Source organism: Cohnella massiliensis, assembly GCF_900169535.1.
GTDB classification, from domain to species: Bacteria; Bacillota; Bacilli; order Paenibacillales; family Paenibacillaceae; genus Cohnella; species Cohnella algarum.
The window spans coordinates 298,335-314,975 of the sequence record NZ_LT821256.1; the positions used below are offsets into that span (position 1 = coordinate 298,335).

The 16,641-nt window shown below is 58.8% G+C and carries 11 protein-coding genes; 2 read left to right on the forward strand and 9 right to left on the reverse strand.

The window, feature by feature from the left end; all coding sequences use genetic code 11:
• Positions 1-209: 209 nt before the first annotated feature.
• Positions 210-965, reverse strand: a complete 756-nt coding sequence (locus B7E11_RS06045) for a YkoP family protein (protein WP_240353156.1) — start codon at positions 963-965, stop codon at positions 210-212.
• Positions 966-1,125: 160 nt separating this feature from the next.
• On the opposite strand from B7E11_RS06045, the gene B7E11_RS06050 reads away from it, so the two are divergent.
• Together B7E11_RS06050 and B7E11_RS06055 are read left to right on the forward strand one after the other, a co-directional pair.
• On the forward strand, positions 1,126-2,013 hold the full coding sequence (locus tag B7E11_RS06050; protein WP_080832702.1) for an ATP-binding cassette domain-containing protein: 888 nt from the start codon (positions 1,126-1,128) through the stop codon (positions 2,011-2,013).
• A complete protein-coding gene (locus B7E11_RS06055; RefSeq protein ID WP_080832810.1) occupies positions 2,013-2,795 on the forward strand; it encodes an ABC transporter permease in 783 nt (260 codons plus the stop codon). Before B7E11_RS06050 ends, B7E11_RS06055 begins: the two co-directional genes overlap by 1 nt.
• A gap of 779 nt (positions 2,796-3,574) precedes the next feature.
• Here the strand turns inward: B7E11_RS06055 and B7E11_RS06060 are convergent.
• The 8 genes from B7E11_RS06060 to B7E11_RS06095 form a co-directional block, all read right to left on the reverse strand.
• A complete protein-coding gene (locus B7E11_RS06060) occupies positions 3,575-4,375 on the reverse strand; it encodes a TetR/AcrR family transcriptional regulator (RefSeq protein WP_080832703.1) in 801 nt (266 codons plus the stop codon).
• Positions 4,376-4,524: 149 nt separating this feature from the next.
• Complete coding sequence (locus B7E11_RS06065) at positions 4,525-4,908, reverse strand: DUF4183 domain-containing protein (protein WP_080832704.1); 384 nt, start codon at positions 4,906-4,908, stop codon at positions 4,525-4,527.
• A 104-nt stretch (positions 4,909-5,012) separates the two neighbouring features.
• A complete protein-coding gene (locus B7E11_RS06070) occupies positions 5,013-5,645 on the reverse strand; it encodes a DUF4183 domain-containing protein (protein WP_080832705.1) in 633 nt (210 codons plus the stop codon).
• A 168-nt stretch (positions 5,646-5,813) separates the two neighbouring features.
• A complete protein-coding gene (locus B7E11_RS06075) occupies positions 5,814-7,331 on the reverse strand; it encodes an ABC transporter substrate-binding protein (protein ID WP_080832706.1) in 1,518 nt (505 codons plus the stop codon).
• Positions 7,332-7,390: 59 nt separating this feature from the next.
• Complete coding sequence (locus B7E11_RS06080) at positions 7,391-8,287, reverse strand: carbohydrate ABC transporter permease (protein ID WP_139787088.1); 897 nt, start codon at positions 8,285-8,287, stop codon at positions 7,391-7,393.
• Between the two features lie 14 nt (positions 8,288-8,301).
• Positions 8,302-9,267 carry an ABC transporter permease gene (locus tag B7E11_RS06085; protein WP_080832707.1) on the reverse strand — a complete coding sequence of 322 codons (966 nt, stop codon included), beginning with the start codon at positions 9,265-9,267 and terminating at the stop codon, positions 8,302-8,304.
• Positions 9,268-9,561: 294 nt separating this feature from the next.
• Positions 9,562-13,350 (reverse strand): Ig-like domain-containing protein, encoded by a 3,789-nt coding sequence (locus B7E11_RS06090; protein ID WP_080832708.1) that lies wholly within the window; start codon positions 13,348-13,350, stop codon positions 9,562-9,564.
• Positions 13,351-13,471: 121 nt separating this feature from the next.
• Positions 13,472-15,925 carry a helix-turn-helix transcriptional regulator gene (locus B7E11_RS06095; protein ID WP_139787089.1) on the reverse strand — a complete coding sequence of 818 codons (2,454 nt, stop codon included), beginning with the start codon at positions 15,923-15,925 and terminating at the stop codon, positions 13,472-13,474.
• Positions 15,926-16,641: the final 716 nt, after the last annotated feature.

A 16,641-nucleotide genomic window follows, 5' to 3' on the forward strand; every position in this document is an offset into this window, starting at 1 on the left:
CTTTTCCGGACGGCCGCGCGCCGCCCGATGCTTCCCGTCGCGCGGGATGTTCCGCTCTTCATTGTATAGCAAGACGGCGCGGTTTGGAAAAGGGGAATTTCGGGACTTCGGCTTGACGGGGCAATTGAGGGGCTAGGCGGGCCGAGCACGGCCCTCAGAGACGACCCGTTAGGATCAAAAATAGCGTCCGGCCAATGTCCGGGAGATGCTCAGGAGAGGTCGGACCTGACCCGGGCCATCGAAATCCGGAGCGACTCGCGCGTGTGGACGAGCATAAGCGGAGTCAGCTTTTGCTTGCTGCGGCTCACGCGGTTCGCCCCTTCCGGATGCATGAACCGCAACAACGTCTGCAAATAGACGGTCGACGTCCTTTCGAACCCTTTGGACGGTAGCGGCTTGCATTCGAACCCCAAGCCGTGAATAAGCCCCCGATGGAGCAGGGTGACGCCCACCAGCGCCTTCACTTCGATCAACTCCGGCCTCGTTTCCATCGCCTCGTCGATCCGTTTCAACGACGCCCGCGCCAGCCTTGCCGTCTGCAAAGCCGCCCGATCGGGCCCTAGCGTCCGCGCCAGCTCCAGCATCTGTCGGTTGTCCAGGTGCAGCTCGCCGATCCGGTCGCCGGGTTCGATCCTCGTGCCGTCCTCGCAGTCGATCGCTTCTCCCGTGTGACGTTTGACCATGACCTTGCAGATGCCGAACTCCAGCACATAATCGCATCCGAGTTTCATACCCCAGCCCGCGAGCTTCTCCCATAGAAGCCATATCTTCTGCATGACCGTATAGTTGGCAGCCCGCGGCGCTCGCGCTGAAGGCAGCGTTTGGCCCGCCGCCGCTGCCGGGCATTCAAGGGAATTCGTTTCCCGTCCGTTCATTTCCTCTCCCCGCTTCCGTCCGTATTCGTTCGAAGATCCATCTTCATTGTAGCCGCGCCGAATCCATTCGCCCCTCACCCGGCGTCGCATCGGATGCCCCACCTTTTGTCCCGTGAGGGACTGGACGGAGATCGGGGTTTTGCATTTTAGCCAAAAATGGTGTTGTCAAAAAACTGCGTATATAATATATTGTTTATGATATATACTGTTTATGAAATACACATGATTCGCGAAGGAGAGGAGCCTATCCATGAACGACCTTGCAATCGAAACGAAAGGGCTGCGGAAATCGTTCGGCCGCCATACCGTGCTTGACGGAATCGACCTGACGGTCCCCGCGGGCGCCGTCTATGCGCTGCTCGGCCCGAACGGCGCGGGCAAAACGACGCTGATTCACATTTTATCGACGCTCGTCCCGCCGGACGAAGGCTTGGTCCGGGTGGCCGGATTCGACGTCAAAACCGAAAAAAACAAGGTCAAACACGCCATCAGCCTTACCGGCCAGTTCGCCGCGGTCGACGAAATGCTGACCGCCGAAGAAAACTTGCGCATGATGGGCCGGCTGTCCGGGCTCTCGCCCGCCGAAACGACGGCCAGAGCCCGCCAGCTGCTGAACCGCTTCGACCTGGCCGCCGCGGCCCGCAAGCGCGTCAAAACCTACTCGGGCGGCATGCGGCGGCGGCTCGATCTCGCGATCAGCCTGGTCGTGCCGAGACCGATTCTGTTTCTGGACGAACCGACGACCGGCCTCGACACGACAAGCCGGCGGGCCCTGTGGGAGATCATCCTGCGTTTGAAGGAACAAGGGACGACCGTTTTTCTGACCACGCAGTACCTGGAAGAAGCCGATCAGCTGGCCGATCTGATTTCCGTCATTTCGGGCGGGCGCGTCATCGCGACCGGAACGGCGAAGGAATTGAAATCGCGCGTGGCCGGCGAAGTGATCGAATTGCGAGGGGCGGACGACGAGCTGCTCCAGTCGCTTCCCACGACCGGGCATCTCGCGGACATTCGGGAAACGCTGGACGGGTTGTATCCGCTGTTTCCGCGGGAAACCCGGGTCGCCATTCGCAAACCGAGCATGGACGACGTCTTTCTGTCGCTCACATCCAAAAAAAAGGAGGGAATTCCGTCATGATGACTCCAACGACAAGCAAGTCCGCCTCTTTTCTCGTGACGAACGCCGTCTTCATCGGGCGCAGCATCCGATTGAGCTTGCGCAATGCCGAAGCGCTGCTTATGGCCATTCTGCTGCCCGTTCTGCTGATGCTGATGTTTACGTATGTGTTCGGAGGGGCGATCGATACGAGCGGAAACTACGTCAATTACGTCGTGCCGGGAATCATTCTGCTGTGCGCCGGCTTCGGCTCGTCCGGCACCGCGGTCGACGTCGCGCTCGATATGAAGAACGGCATCGTCGACCGGTTTCGTACGATGCCGATCCGCAGCCTCGGCGTCATTACCGGGCACGTCGTCGCGAGCCTGGCCCGCAATTTGCTGGCGACCGCCATCGTCATCGGCGTCGCGCTTCTCGTCGGGTTTCGGCCTTCCGCGAGCGCGCCGGAATGGCTGGCGGCGGTAGCCGTCATCGCTTTGTTCATCCTGGCGCTCACCTGGCTTTTCGCCGCCATCGGCATGGTCGCCGGCAGTCCTTCCGCCGCCAGCGGATACGGCTTCATCCTGCTGTTCCTCCCTTATTTGTCCAGCGCCTTCGTTCCGACCGACACGATGCCGGATTGGCTGCAAGGCGTCGCGGACCATCAGCCGATTACGCCCGTCATTGAACTCATACGCGGCCTGCTGATGGGAACCCCGATCGGCTCGAACGGCTGGCTGGCCGTCGGCTGGTGCGCGGCGATTTTGCTCGCGTCCGTCGTTTGGTGCCTCGCCGCGTTCCGCCGCAAGGCCGGGCGCCGGTAAGGCGGGAAGTCGGCAAACGCGGGATGCCGGATGCCGGCTAGGCAAAGGACGCGGACTAAGAAAACGTCTGGACGCGCCCTTGGCAAGCCGGACATCCCGGCCGCTCGCGAACTAAAGGGGCTTGCCGGACTTTCGCGAGGCCCGGCGTGGCTTCATTGGATTTCGTCCAACCAAAACCGCTTTTTTTGCGAAGCTCGCCGGCTCCGTTGGATTTTGTCCAACCAGGCGAGGCCTTTCCGGCGATTTCGGCCTCATTTCAAGTTCTTCGTTGGATAAAATCCACTCTAGACCGAGTTTTCCTCGCTTTTCGCTCTGTCCGTTGGATATAATCCAACATAAGCCCCTCACCTGACCACCGCTTCCCCCGCCGCACGATCGACCGACCGCCGCCATGCAGCGAACCGCCGGCCGGGAGCTCAGTCAAGCGGCAGTTCAAGCTTATCTCATCGAATTCGGCAACTTCGGCAACTTGTCCGTTTTGGCAGGTGCGGAAAAATAACTCATCTCAACGACGGAGACGGGCTTTATTTTTGCTTTCTCCTTGCGTTCTTTGAAGCCTTCGTCTTGATTTAACTTTAAATAACCGGGAAAAATCGGGGATTGCCGAACCGTTATGGTTGAAAATCATCCATACTCCAGGATGGTTCCCTATCGCAGATAAAGCTTAAACGCAGCGGATTCCTTTCGGAGATCCGCCGCACGGATTCTAAAAAATCGCCGGCAAACCTTTCCGAGTTCTCCGCGAAGCCGGGCAAACCGATTCTGTGCCCCGGCCTCGTCTACTCGCCCTCGTTCGCCCCGGCGTTTTTGGAGGCGAGGTAATGCTCGATCCCGTCCAAAATCCGCTCCAGCCCGAAATCGAAATCGTTGCCGACCGTATTTTCGACCTCGCTTTCTTCCGTATACGCGCCGGACGCGACGATCGGATACAGGTCCGGAAAGCGTTCGGGATCGAGCAGCAGCTTGAGGGCGGCCCCGTAGCCGACTCCGCTGAACGTTCCCAGGTCGGAGCCGGCCTGAATGGCCCGGTCCATGTCCCGCTGGAGAATGCCGGCCGAACGCGAGTAGCCGCTGAGCAGCAAGATGATCGACATTTTCTCGAAATCGTTCAACGGAAATCGGCGAAGCGGCCGAAGCGCCCAGTCGACCACCCGCAAATTGTTCGGCCCGAGCGGGACGCCCGTAATCGGAATATCCGCAAACCACGGGTGAACCCGGAACACCTGAATGCATGCCGCGACATATTCCCGCATGCTTTGCCGCCAGTCCTTCTCCGGGTCGTCGGGCGGAATCGGAATCTCGCATACGGCGTCCTGCATAAGGAAAAGCAGGTCCTCCTTGCCGGATATGTACCGGTAGAGGGACATCGGCGTAAACCCGAGCCTGGAGGCGACCCGATTCATCGAAACCGCGGGCAGCCCGTCCGAGTCGGCAATCTCGATCGCCGCGTCGACGATTTTTTTGACGTTTAATTCGCCCTTCGGGCCTCTCCGGGACGGCTTGGCCAATCCCCAACTGAGCTTGGCTCCGTTCGGAAAGTTTTTGAACGCTTCGTGGTCCGAAAAATCATGGCTATCCATCTATCCGTCCTCCGCAGGCAACCCCAAAAAGTGTGTATCCTGTAAACAGTATATCATAATCATGGACCGGGAGCCGGATCGGATCGCCAAAAAGAAGGCCTTTCCCGAACGGGAAAGACGCTTTTAAATCGTTTCGCCGGCCGGCGGCTTCAGGTATTGACCGTCGACGTCGAAGCCGGCGCGAAATTCAGCACTTCGAGCACAACCGGGGAATCCGCAAGGATGGGGTCTCCGCCTGCGGGGACGGCGATGGCAAGCGAACCGACGCCGGTGGCGCCGGGCGTATAGGTGCAAATGCCTTCCATTTGAAGGACGCCGTTGACGTATACGCTGAAATAGCTGTTGTCCGTCGCCAACGCCGGCAGTGCCGCGACCGCCGCGCCGGTATTGTCGAAAAAGCTGGCGGCATCGATGCTGAGCGTCGCTCCCGCGGCCGTTTCCGCCGTCGTCACGTAAAAAAACTTGTCGGAGGCGGGTCCGACCGTCACCGACGTCTGGATCGAGACGGCGAGTTTCATTAGTTGCAATGCCATGAGATGAACCTCCTTTCCCAAAAGGAGTTGCGCGTAGCTTTATACCATATTCAAGGAAAGATTCGACAGCTTGTGCGCATCCCTTGGGAAAAGAACACCGGTTTTCAGGAAACGCGGACGAGGAAGCCGACCGATTCGAGAATGATCGGAGCGCCCGCAATAATCGTCTGGCCCGTCGGCGCCAACGCAACCGAGCGCGAATCCACGCGATAAAGGCTTCCCTCCTGCAAAACCCCGTTCACGTACAAATTATAGTAACCGGATCTCCCGAAGTCCGGAAATTCGGTCGCGGGCTCGCCCTGATCGTTCTCGAACCGTTCCGCGGCCAAAACTTGCGGCTCCGACATTGAAATCGCGGAGGGAGGAACGAAGAAAAACCGCTGCACGACCGGATGAACGGAGATGGCAGGCCATGCGGCCGGATCCGTTGGTCCCGCCGGACCCTCCGGTCCTGCAGCATCCGCAAAGCCTGCGGGACCCGCAGGGCAGGCAAGCCCAGCCGATCCGATCGGCCCGACCGGTCCTGCCTGCCCCTGCGGCCCGGGAGCGCCCGGCGGCGGATCGGCGAACCCGGCCTGCCGGAGCAATCGCGGCGGCGAGACGCGCTTTTTGCGGCATGCCGCGCTCGGCCGCCGGGCTTTGCGGCGGCGCCGCTGGCGCGGTCTCTTTTTGGAGAGAGCCGGGCAGGGGCGGATTTTTCGCTTGCGCCGCTTTTTTTTGCGGGAGATGGACCTCATCGCTCTCTCCCCCCTTTTGGCATGATGTATATTGTATGCGCCTGCCTTGCGAAGCGCACTTCCTTTTCCGGCGCAAAAAGAAACCCCTCCGCTCGCGAAAGGGCCTCGCCGGGCCCCCGCCGCTCAAAGGAGAGGTTGGTTTTATTCATCGAGCCCGCAAACCGCGGTTTAGCCGTTTTGCTTCTTCTCCGCGACCCAGGCGTCCAGTTGCTTTTGCAGCTCCGCATGCACCTTTTCGACGCCGGCTTTTTTCAGCTTGTCGATATATTCCGGCAAATATTCGGCGGGATCGACCGTGCCCGTGAACAGCAGCGGCTCGTATTCGGCCCGGATGGCCGCCACGTTGGCGTTTTCCGCCTTCACCGCCGTATCGTCGAAATTGAACCCGAACGTCGGCTGCACGACGGCGGACTGGTTCCACTCCTCGGTGACCTCCCACGTATCTTCCGCCTGGCCTTCGATCAGATAGCCGTTGAACACGTTGCCGAACACCCAGTTGGAAGCCGTATAGCCTCCGTTCGGATTCGTTTTGACGATGTTGTCGCTCAGCTTCTCGTAGTGCTTCCCTTCCAAACCGAAGCTCAGCAGGTTGAACAGCTCCCGGTCCGTATTGACCAGTTCGATCAGCATCATGGCGCGCTCCGGATTTTTGGAGGTGCGGCTGATTGCCGTCAGCGTCGCGATATTGGAGGTACGGGTCGTCGTCACGTCCGTGAGCGGAATGCCGATGATGTCCCGGCCGCCGTTTTTCGCCTTGATTTCCGCTTCGTAGCCCGGCTTCATCGTGTATTCGATGGACGCGGCGAACGTGCCGTTATGGCTGCTGTCGATCTGCTTGACCGTGGACGCGTCCTCGTTGATGTAGCCTTTTTCGAACCAGCTGTGCATCAATTCGACGAATTGCTTGTATTCCGGCGAAGCTTCCAGGAAATTCACCTTATACGTCTCGTCCCCGAGCTTCACCCCGTAATCGTCGTAGCCCCAGAAAAACGGATGAAACTTCGTCAGCGGGCCGACGAGCATGAAAGGTACGATGCCGGGCTCGTTTTGCTTGATCAACTCGAGGAACGGCTCCAGGTCCTCATACCGTTTGACGCTGGCGGGGTCCAGCCCGTATTTGTCCGCATATTCCTTGATCACGTTGATGCCGTAGCGGGAAATGACCGTCTGGTAGTTCGGAACGGCATAGATTTGCCCCTGGTGCTTCGTCGCGTCCCACGTAAAGTCCGGAATCGCTTTTTTCGTCTCGGGAGCGTATTCGTCGATCAGGTCGTCGAGCGGCAGGAACGCGCCCTTTTTCACGTTTTCGTCGTAGTTGAACGCCCAGTTCGCCGTCCAGACCAAGTCGAACTCCTCGCCCGCGGCGCTTGCCGTATTCAGCTTCGTCGTGTAGCTGCCGAAATCGATCGGCTTCAGCTTGACGGTCGCGTTGAGTTTCGGCTTGATGATTTTGTTGACCTCGTCTTCGATCAGCTGCTGGTCCGGCGACACTTGGGCGACGCCGTAATACCACGTGAGCGTGACTTCGGGCAGCCCGCTCTCGCTTCCCGACGCGGAAGCCGGCGCGGACGATTCGCCGCTTGCCGCGGGCTCGTTGGTTCCCCCGCCGTTGCCGCCTCCGCTGCACGCCGTCGCGAACAAAGCCAGGCAAATCATCAGAATGCCGACATACCGAACCTTTTTCATGCCAGAACCCCTCCGTTAAAAATATAGTTTATCAGAATGGGCAAGGAAGCTTAGCGCCGTTACCCTTTCAACGAACCTACCGTCATGCCTTGCACGAAATATTTTTGGAAAAACGGAAAAATGAACATCATCGGGCCCGCCACCAGAATGACCAGCGCCATCCGCATCGATTCGTTGGGCAACTGGCTCATGTCCAGCCCCAGGCTTTGGATGTACTCGCTGTTGTTGCGGAGAAAATCGAGCGTGTTCATAATCCGGACGAGCAGCAGCTGCAGCGGGACGAGTTTATCGTTGTCGATGAACAACAGCGCGTTGAACCACTCGTTCCAATAGTTGAACGCGATGAACAGGCCCAACGTCGCCAGCGCCGGCGTCGAAAGCGGGAGGATCATCTGGAAAAAGATGCGCCGCTCGCTCGCTCCGTCGACCTTCGCGGATTCGATCAGCTCGTGCGGGATTTTGCCCATGAAGCCCTTCATGATGAGCACGTAGAAGGGAGACAGCATGCCGGGAAGGATGATCGCCCACAGCGAGTCTTTCAGGTGCAAATATTGCGTCATCAAAATGTAGAACGGCACCAGACCGCCCGAGAACAGCATCGTGAAAAAGATGTAAACCGTCAAGGGCACTCTCAGCCGGTAATCTCTTCTCGAAACGACGTACGCGACCATGCTCGTGAGCAGCAGACTCAGGATCGTTCCGATGACGGTGATGAAAATGGTGTTGCCGTACGCCCGCAGCAAAGCGGCCGGCGACTGCAGAATGAAATCGTACGCGACCAGGCTGAAACGGGACGGAATAAACGAATACCCGAAATCCGCCAGCGCCTTCTCGTCGGTCAGGGAAACGGATACGATGAGCAGAAACGGGGCCAGAATCCCGATCGACAGGAGCACGAAAAACAGATGAAAAATCGCGTTGCTAATCCGGCCGCCCTTCAAAGCCGATTCGTTCACGGATGCCTCGCCTCCTACCAAAGGGAATTTTCCTCGTTGATTTTGCGGACGACGTAGTTGGCCGCCACCACCAGCACAAACCCGACCAGCGATTGATACAGCCCCACCGCGGCCGCCATCGACGTGTCGCCGCTGACGCTGAGTGCGCGATAGACGAACGTGTCGATGATGTCGACCGAGTTGTACAGAAGAGGCGAATTCCCCGATACGAAAAAGTGAAGGCCGAAATCGCCGCGGAACATGCTGCCGATATTCATGATGAGCAAAATCGTGATGAGCGGAGCCAGCATCGGAATCGTGATTTTGCGGACCATTTGAAACCGGGTCGCGCCGTCGATCCGCGCCGCCTCGTAATAAGACGGATCGATCGCGACGATGCCCGCGTAATAGACCAGCGCGGAAAACCCGATCGATTTCCACAGGTGGGCCACCGTCAGAATGGCCGGCCAGTTGGCCGGTTCCAAGTACCAGCGAACCCGCTCCGCCCCGAACGCTTGCAGCACCTGGTTAATGAAGCCGTAGTCGTGGTGGAGGAAAATTTCCGCCAAATACATGATGACGACCCAGGAGACGAAGGTCGGCAGAAACATGACGGTCTGGTAATACTTGCTCCATTTTCGCGAAATTTCGTTCAGCAGCACCGCCACGAGCAGCGCGCAGAGCGTCGTCACGATAAAAAACCAGACGTTGTAAAGAACGGTATTGCGGGTAACGATATACGCCTTCTCGGTCAGGAAAAAAAATTCGAAGTTGGCGAGCCCGACCCACTCGCTCCCCCAGATGCCCTTGTCGTACCGGTAATTTTTGAACGCGATGATGACGCCGAACATCGTCAGATAGCTGAAGACGAAAATATAGATCGCCGCAGGGAGCGCCAGAAGGCTGAGCTCCTTGTCGCTGCTCCTGAGCCGGGGCTTTCGGCGGGATTTCGGCCTGCCTTCGGCGGCGGCGCCGGACAGGACGGCTTCGGATTGGCGCATGCGTTCGGTCCCCCTCTCGTATGATGTCTCGCGGACGGCTCGATGCGGCCCGCTCCCTCATCATGGCACACCTGAAAGCGCTGCCGAAATCCTAAAAATCGCATTTCGTATCAATTTCGATCGCCGTATTTGCGAATCGCATCGAAAAATTCGTTTCCACGCTGGCGGCCATCGGCTTGAGGCCACGCAGGCGTCGCGGCCGGGCTTGCCGGAGCACTTTAACCGTCGATTTCGGCCGTTATTGTTATGCCGGCAAAAAGGAGCCGCCCTCGTCGATCCGGGCGGCTCCAGCCGTTACTTCGATTTAGCCGGCATCAGCTCGACCGCTTCTCCGTCCCCGCCGTAGTGGTAGACGTTGAAGTACCCTTCTCCGGCGATCGGGTTGTTCGCATCGGCATCCCATTCGTTCAGGACGACGCGGGAGCCCGATTTCAGAATGAACCGTTCTCCGCCGAAGGAGCGGATGACGCCGATTTCGATCTCGTACTCGCGCCCGGCTTCGAACGCGTCGTTCGGGATGATCCGCACCATCGTTTGCCCCGGCTTCCACGTCTGGAATTCGATCTGATCCTCCTTGATGACGACGAGGTACCCTTTGTTGCCGTTCACCCAGGTCGGATCGCCGGTGCGGTCGGAGCGCAGCGCGAACCCGTACCAGCCTCCGTCATACGCTCCGAACTTGGCGTTGAACCGCAGAAGCTCGCTGCCGAACTTCTTGCCTTCGTACCCGAACACGCCTTCGCCGGCGATGCGGACGTTCCCTTTGCGGAACTCGACCGCGTCCGAATCCGTCCAGCCCTTTTTGTCCTTGATGGCCTTGTTCAGCGTTTGGACCGGATACTTCGGCCACGGCCGGACGGTCACGGCCGATTCGGCCCGGATCTCGCCGTCGTCTTCCGAGACGGCGCGGATTGCCGCCGATCCGGACTTCACCGCCGTCACGACGCCCGCTTCGTCCACGGTCGCGACGGCCGGGTCGCTGGATTCCCACCGCACGTTCCGGTTCGACGCGTTCGGCGGCAGCACGGTCGCCGTCAACTGCTTTCTCTCGCCCATTTCGAGCGTCAGCGCTGCCGGGGACACTTCGATATCCGTGACCGGCTCCCGGAGCAGCGAAAATTTCACGTCGTCGAACCGCATATCCGCTACCCCTTCCACGTAGAACCCGACTTTGCCGCTCGGGCTGTGGGAAGGGTTCGCGCCTTGCAGGCGCAGCTCCCCGTCGACGTACAGGCTTACGTTCGGGCCTTGGACGACGAGCTTGATCGCATGAATGCCGCCGGGCAGCAGGTCTTCGCGGTCCAGCCCGACTTCGGCCAATGTGCGCCATTGCGAATCGTAAAGCGCCCATAAAGAGCCGCCGGCCGTCTTTTTGTAGAAAACGTATCCGCTGCCGTTCGATCCGTTGCGTTCGTACATCAGATAGTTCGCCCCTTCGGGCACCTCCGCGGGCATTTTCAGCCGATATTCGAGCACGTAGTCGGCGAATTCCCGCGGCGATTGGGCGTTCGCTCCCCCGACCAGGCGATACCAATGATTGCCTTCCTCATCCTCTTCGATGCTGCGATTGGGATCGACCGGCCAGCCGTTGCCGCCCGATTCGAAGTCGGTGAAGTGCATGACCCCGTCGCCGTCGGCAACCGTCACCTCGAGCGTGTCCGACAACGCCGGATTCGCGGCCGACCGCGCCGTAATCGTCGCTACTCCGGGCGCCAATGCCTGGATGCCGCCGTTCCCGTCAACCGCCGCAACCGCCGGATCGCTGCTGCCGTACGTCACCGAGACGTCCGCGGCGTTCCACGGAATGGCCTCGGCTTTGACGACGGCCGACTTGCCCAGTTCCAACGTGATCGCCTCGTAAGGGAATTCGACGTCGAGCAGCTCGACGGCATCCGGAGCGTGGGAAATCCCCACTTTCCCCTGCGTGCCGATCGCCTCGAACGGAATGTCGGCGAAGCCGGGAATTTGGCTGAACACCGGCGCGTCTTCCCGCAGGCGCAAATCGCCGGAGGCCAAATTTTCGAAGCCCGGATCCTGCGTCGTCACCCAGTTGTTTTCGTAATCAAGCAGGCCGAGAACGTCCCGCGCGCCTTCCGCATTGACGTCCTGCGACCGCTGAAGCGTCGGGTTGTACACGACGTTGCGCTTGAAATCGTTGCTGTCCGGATAATAGCGGTTCTCTTCGAAAAAGTTCGCAAGCTCCGGATACTTGGTCAAATACGGGGTGCCGATAAAATCGTTGTTGGCTTCGAAGAGCGCCTCCCATTGCGGCATGTAGTCGGTATCGATCTTGTTGCCCGGCGCGTTGCCCAGAAACATCTCATGGTTGTCGAACGGAACGTACGTGTCGACGAACAGGTTGTTGGTCGCCGAAATATAGGAGCCGGCGTTGTTTTTGATCGCGGCGTTTCCCATCTTGTAGAAAATGTTTTTCTCGATCGTCAACCCCATCGTCAGGTTGTCCGGGTAAACCCCCTCCACGCCCGGCTTGCCCTCGCCGATATGGTGGAAGTAATTGTGCCGGATGACCGTTCCCCGCTCCTGCGGAGTCGCCCCCGCGTTCATGTAAATGGCGCCGAGATCGGAAAACAGTTTGCAGACGTCATAAATGTCGTTGAATTCCACCAGATGATCGTTGCCGAAAATGAGAATTCCCGGATGCGGGGCGTCGTGAATTTCGTTGCCGATCGCCTGGTTGCCGACTCCCCGCAGGACGACGCCCGGATTGTAAGCCTTGTTGTAAAAGGCGAAGTCGCGAATATGGGAGTTGACGACCCGGTTGTTCCCGGGTTCGAGCGTTGCCGCGCTTCCGCCGTTGAGCGTGACGGCCAGCGATCCGATATGATGAATATGGGTGCTTTCGATCAAGTGGCCGGTGCCGTTCAGCCGATCGTCCGGGACCGGATCCATCTGCTTGCTCGGGACGTTGACGAAGACGGCGCCGCCCGCGAAGTTGCTGATGTCGCAGTGCGAGATCGTCACGTCGCTGCCCCCGATGATGACCGCCGCCGTGTCGCGGCCGTACTCCAGCGCGAGCTCCTCGAACCGGATGTGGGAGGCCCCTATCGTCGTGATCATGGGCTCCTTCAGCGTCGTTACCGTAACGTCGCCGTTTCCGTAAAGAAAAGCCGCGTTCGGAAGCAAATACAGCACGCCGCTGTTTCGGTCGATGTAGTATTCGCCCGGCATGTCGATTTCCTCAAGCAGGTTTTCGGCAAAATGGAAATCGGGATACCAGTTTTTTTGAATGCCCGACATTTCGCCGTACCGCAGCGTGATCGTCTTGTTTTCGGTATCGATGCTCGCGATCTTGTTGTAGGACCACTCCCAACTGTAGCCGAAAATGCCGTCCAGCCAAATATCGTCCGCCTGCGTCCAATACATCGGACGATCGTATTCGTACTTGAACGTCCCGCCCCTCTCCTGCAGGTCCGGATCGTTCGCCGTCGGTCCGGGATCGACGATATCGCCCATTTGAACGGTCCCGTCATTGGGCCAGCGGGCCAGCGTCATGCCCTGCCCCCCGATGTACAGCTGCATCGGCGGCAGCAGGCTGATATCGCTCGCTTTCCAGTAGCCGTGCCGGCTGATTTGGCCGTAGTCGGTCAACCCGTGAGCCGCCAGGTCGAACCGGACGACTTTGCCGCGCGCGGCCGGATCGATGATCCGCTGCAGCACGGCCGGGTCGGCGACGGGCTCGAAACCGGTACGGTCCAGGTTCGCGCCGCCCGACAGCCGAACCGTCTCGCCAGGGTAGGCGCGATAGACGATCGGAGATTCGGCCGTGCCGGAATCCTCCTCCGTCAGCTCGAACGACTCGCTTCTCGGATACGTGCCTTCCCTTAAGTAGACGGTGACGCCCCCCGCCGGCAAACCCTCCCCGTTCTTGAGCGAGCGAACGGCGTTCCTCGCCGCCTCCAGCGTGCGGAACGGATCGTTCGGCCCTCCTGAATTGGAATCGCTTCCATTTGGCGCCACGTAAAACGCTTTCGCCGCCCCCTCCTGCGCTTGACCGCTCGGGGCGGGAAGCCCTCCCAGCGCTAACGCGAACACCAATAGCGCCGCCAAAAACCGCTTGCTCATCCCACTTCACGCCTTTCCTTTTAGTGTGGATTGCGGTTTCATTCTGACAAAGGGAGTCGGCGGCGGCTATCCCAAAACGGAGACAACATGCCGTTAAACGTATCAGGATTTGCATTTTATATCAATTCCGCGTGCCGTCGAGCCTTCTTTCTTCCCCGAGCGCGACGCTCATCCGGAATTCCTTCGGCGTCATGCCGAACCTTTTTTTGAACAGCGTAATAAAGTAGCTTGCATTGTTGAAGCCGAGGTAATCGGCGATTTCCTTCACGCTGAAGCTGCTGCCGAGCAGCATTTCCCGCGCCTTCTCCAGCCGGTACCCGTTAATGTAGTCGCCGACGGAAACGTTCTCGTATTGCTTAAACAGGCGGCCGACGTAGGCCGAGGACATTTTGAAATTCGACGCGACCGACTGCAGGCTCAAATTGACGTCCAGCGCGTTTTTCTCCACGAATTCCTTGATGGCGTCGACGACCACTTTGTTTTTGTCCTCCTTCTGGGCTTCTCTCTCCGCCAGACAGACCTGCTCCAGAAACAACGCGATCTTCTCCTTCATCCCGGCTAACGTGTCGGAGCGAATGACGCTCGTTCCGAGCGTCTGCATCGCGATCGAGTTGAAATGGCCGGCGAACACGGGCTCGCGAAGCACCTGTCGGACGACCAGCAAAATTTGTTGGACCGCGAACGTCATATCGTCGTACGGAAAAGCGGAGATCGCGTCAAACCACTTGTCGAGCAGCGCGAGAATCGCCTTCTCGTCGCGGGCGCGAATGGCCTCGCCGAGCTTTTTTTCCCATTCGACCGGAATCGCAACGTCGCGGCGGGCCATGTTGCCTTCCACGTCCTCCGGCGCGATGACGGCTCCGGGGCCGTACAGCACGCGGTACATCAGTTGCTGTACCGAGGCGCGGTAAGCGAGGCTGACCGCCCTGAAATCGTTCGCGGGATGGCGAACCGCCGCGGAGAACGTTCGGCGATAAAACTGCCGGCAAGTATCGACCGCATCGCCGAGCAACCTCCGCACCGCCTCCGAGTCCGATCCGTCGGCCGACGTGCGCGCGACGGCGACCAGAAAATCGTTTTTCATATCGAGAACCCGAACCGGAAACGACCGGCCCACCGTTTCTTCGGTAATGTTGCACGCCGCGAACCGGAACAAATCGTCGCGAACGGACGAGCGGGAGCCCGGCGACGGCGGATCCGGCGTCAGGACGGCCACCGTCCAGCCCCGCCGCGCCCCCTCTTCCTTCGGGAACAGCCGGGGGAACGCTTTCCGGCACTCCTCCAATTCCTCCTCGGTCAGCGATTCGCTGTCGGCCATCCAGCGCCGCAAATAATAATCGTGCACGATTTGCTGGTTCCGGTTCTCTTCCTGGCGGGCGAGTCGCAGCTTGTTCAGCGTCAGCTCGTATACGCCGGAAATATAGCTCATCTCGTCTTGCGTCTTGGGCCCCCCCGCTGCCGGGACGAGCGCGCTGCGCTTAAACAGGTCGGTCAGCTTGCGGATCGGCTGGTACAGGCGGTTTGCGACCGCGGCCGAAAGCGCGACGGAAATCGCCAACGCGAATCCGATCAAAATAAAGGAAATATCGCGAAAAGACTCCACCCGCCCCATCACGTCGTCATAAGGCAAAACGCTCACGATCGTCCAATCGTTCACCCCGACGCTCATCTCGGACACGAGGACCTTCTCTCCGTCCATCCGGCTGATTTTGAACATTTCGGACTCCGGCCCGTTTGCGGTTGCCGGGCCGTTTGCGGACTTCCATTCGCTCGCGAACTTCCATTCCCTTGCGGGATCCGGCCCGTCTGCGGACTTCGCTTCGTCCGCGGAATCCGCCCGCCCCTCGGTCTCCCCGGCCATCGGCGCGGCCTCGCCGCGATAGGTCAGCGCCTCCCCGTTCCGATCCAGCACGACGATTCCGCCGCCATGCCCTCCAAGGTTGTTCAGATTGGAAATATTGTCGAACACCCACTCCGGCCGGATATTGACGACGACGGCATTCGGAACCGCGCCGTTCGTCGGGTGGTTTTCGAGGACGAAAAAAGAGAACAAATCCACGCTCTCGTTCCGACCGTCCGTCTTCATCGGAATGAGCCTTCCGCCGGTCGGACGCCCGGATTCCCGCAGGACGCGCAGCGTCATCTCCTCCAGTTCCTTCAAATGCGAGCGGGACCACGCTCCCGAGCCTCCGATGTACATTCGCTCCGCGACGCCGCTGTACACGGCGATGGAATCGACGAAGGAGGTGGAATCGGCGACCGTATCGAGCATCCGCATCGTTTGGAATTTCGTGAAGGGATCCGGTTCTTTTGCGTTTTTCAAATAGACGATGCTTTGGTCGAAGCTCATCATGATCGCGATATTTTGAACGATTTCATGCAAATAATTGATGTTGTATTTGATTTGGGACAACACTTTCTCGTTGGCTTCCTTCTGCGTCTCCAGGACGATGTTTTTGGAGACTGCGTAATAAGCGACGGAGAAAATGACCAGCAGCCCGACGAACGACAGGTTGAAATACAGCACGATGCGCTGCAAATATTTGCGGCTTTTCAGCAGCCGGATGATGCCCACCGGAGGAAGCCCCCCTTTCTTATGTAGAACTATCATTTATGGAATGCGCTTTCATGTCAATCCAAAAATATGCGAATCATATAAAAATGCAAAAGTTATCATCAAAACGGCTTTGCCGTGCTCCGCCCGTCAAACTTTTTTTTGGCTCAGCTTAGCTTGGAGTTTGTCCGATCAAAGCCAGCTTTTTGCTAACTGCGCGGTCCCCCTGATTGGATTTTGTCCAATCTGAAACCGGCTTTTAAGCTAGTCCTGCCGCCCTCGTTGGATTTTGTCCACTCAGGCGAGGCCTTTTCGGCGATTTCGTCCGAAAAACCCGATTTTCGTTGGATAAAATCCACTGTAGACGGAGATTTCCGTGTTTCTCGCTTCGGTCGTTGGACAAAATCCAACGTAGGCTTGTCCTGCATGCATGCGGAAGGACGAGATGAGTCGCAATGACTCATTTGAGTGCGGCTATATGTGTTTGGCGGGCTGAGGTGAGTCACTACGACTCAACTGGATCGACAGCGTTCATGCGGAGGGGTAAGATGAGTCATGAGGACTCATTTGAGCGCGGCTACATGGGGATGGCGGGTCGAGATGAGTCGATACGACTCAACTGCGGCGCTCCTTTGCCCCGCAAGCTTGCTCGAACGCCTTCGCAAGACGAAGAATTTAACATTCCTTCATAAAAAAATAAAGACGCGCCCTCGCGGGCGCATCTTTGGCCTTGCTAA

Excerpts from the sequence above, each read along its gene's own strand:
- B7E11_RS06045 (WP_240353156.1), bottom strand. The coding sequence starts at position 965 with ATGCGACGCCGGGTGAGGGGCGAATGGATTCGGCGCGGCTACAATGAA.
- B7E11_RS06065 (WP_080832704.1), bottom strand. The coding sequence starts at position 4,908 with ATGGCATTGCAACTAATGAAACTCGCCGTCTCGATCCAGACGTCGGTG.
- B7E11_RS06070 (WP_080832705.1), bottom strand. The coding sequence starts at position 5,645 with ATGAGGTCCATCTCCCGCAAAAAAAAGCGGCGCAAGCGAAAAATCCGC.
- B7E11_RS06060 (WP_080832703.1), bottom strand. The coding sequence starts at position 4,375 with ATGGATAGCCATGATTTTTCGGACCACGAAGCGTTCAAAAACTTTCCG.
- B7E11_RS06090 (WP_080832708.1), bottom strand. The coding sequence starts at position 13,350 with ATGAGCAAGCGGTTTTTGGCGGCGCTATTGGTGTTCGCGTTAGCGCTG.
- B7E11_RS06055 (WP_080832810.1), top strand. The coding sequence starts at position 2,013 with ATGACTCCAACGACAAGCAAGTCCGCCTCTTTTCTCGTGACGAACGCC.
- B7E11_RS06075 (WP_080832706.1), bottom strand. The coding sequence starts at position 7,331 with ATGAAAAAGGTTCGGTATGTCGGCATTCTGATGATTTGCCTGGCTTTG.
- B7E11_RS06050 (WP_080832702.1), top strand. The coding sequence starts at position 1,126 with ATGAACGACCTTGCAATCGAAACGAAAGGGCTGCGGAAATCGTTCGGC.
- B7E11_RS06085 (WP_080832707.1), bottom strand. The coding sequence starts at position 9,267 with ATGCGCCAATCCGAAGCCGTCCTGTCCGGCGCCGCCGCCGAAGGCAGG.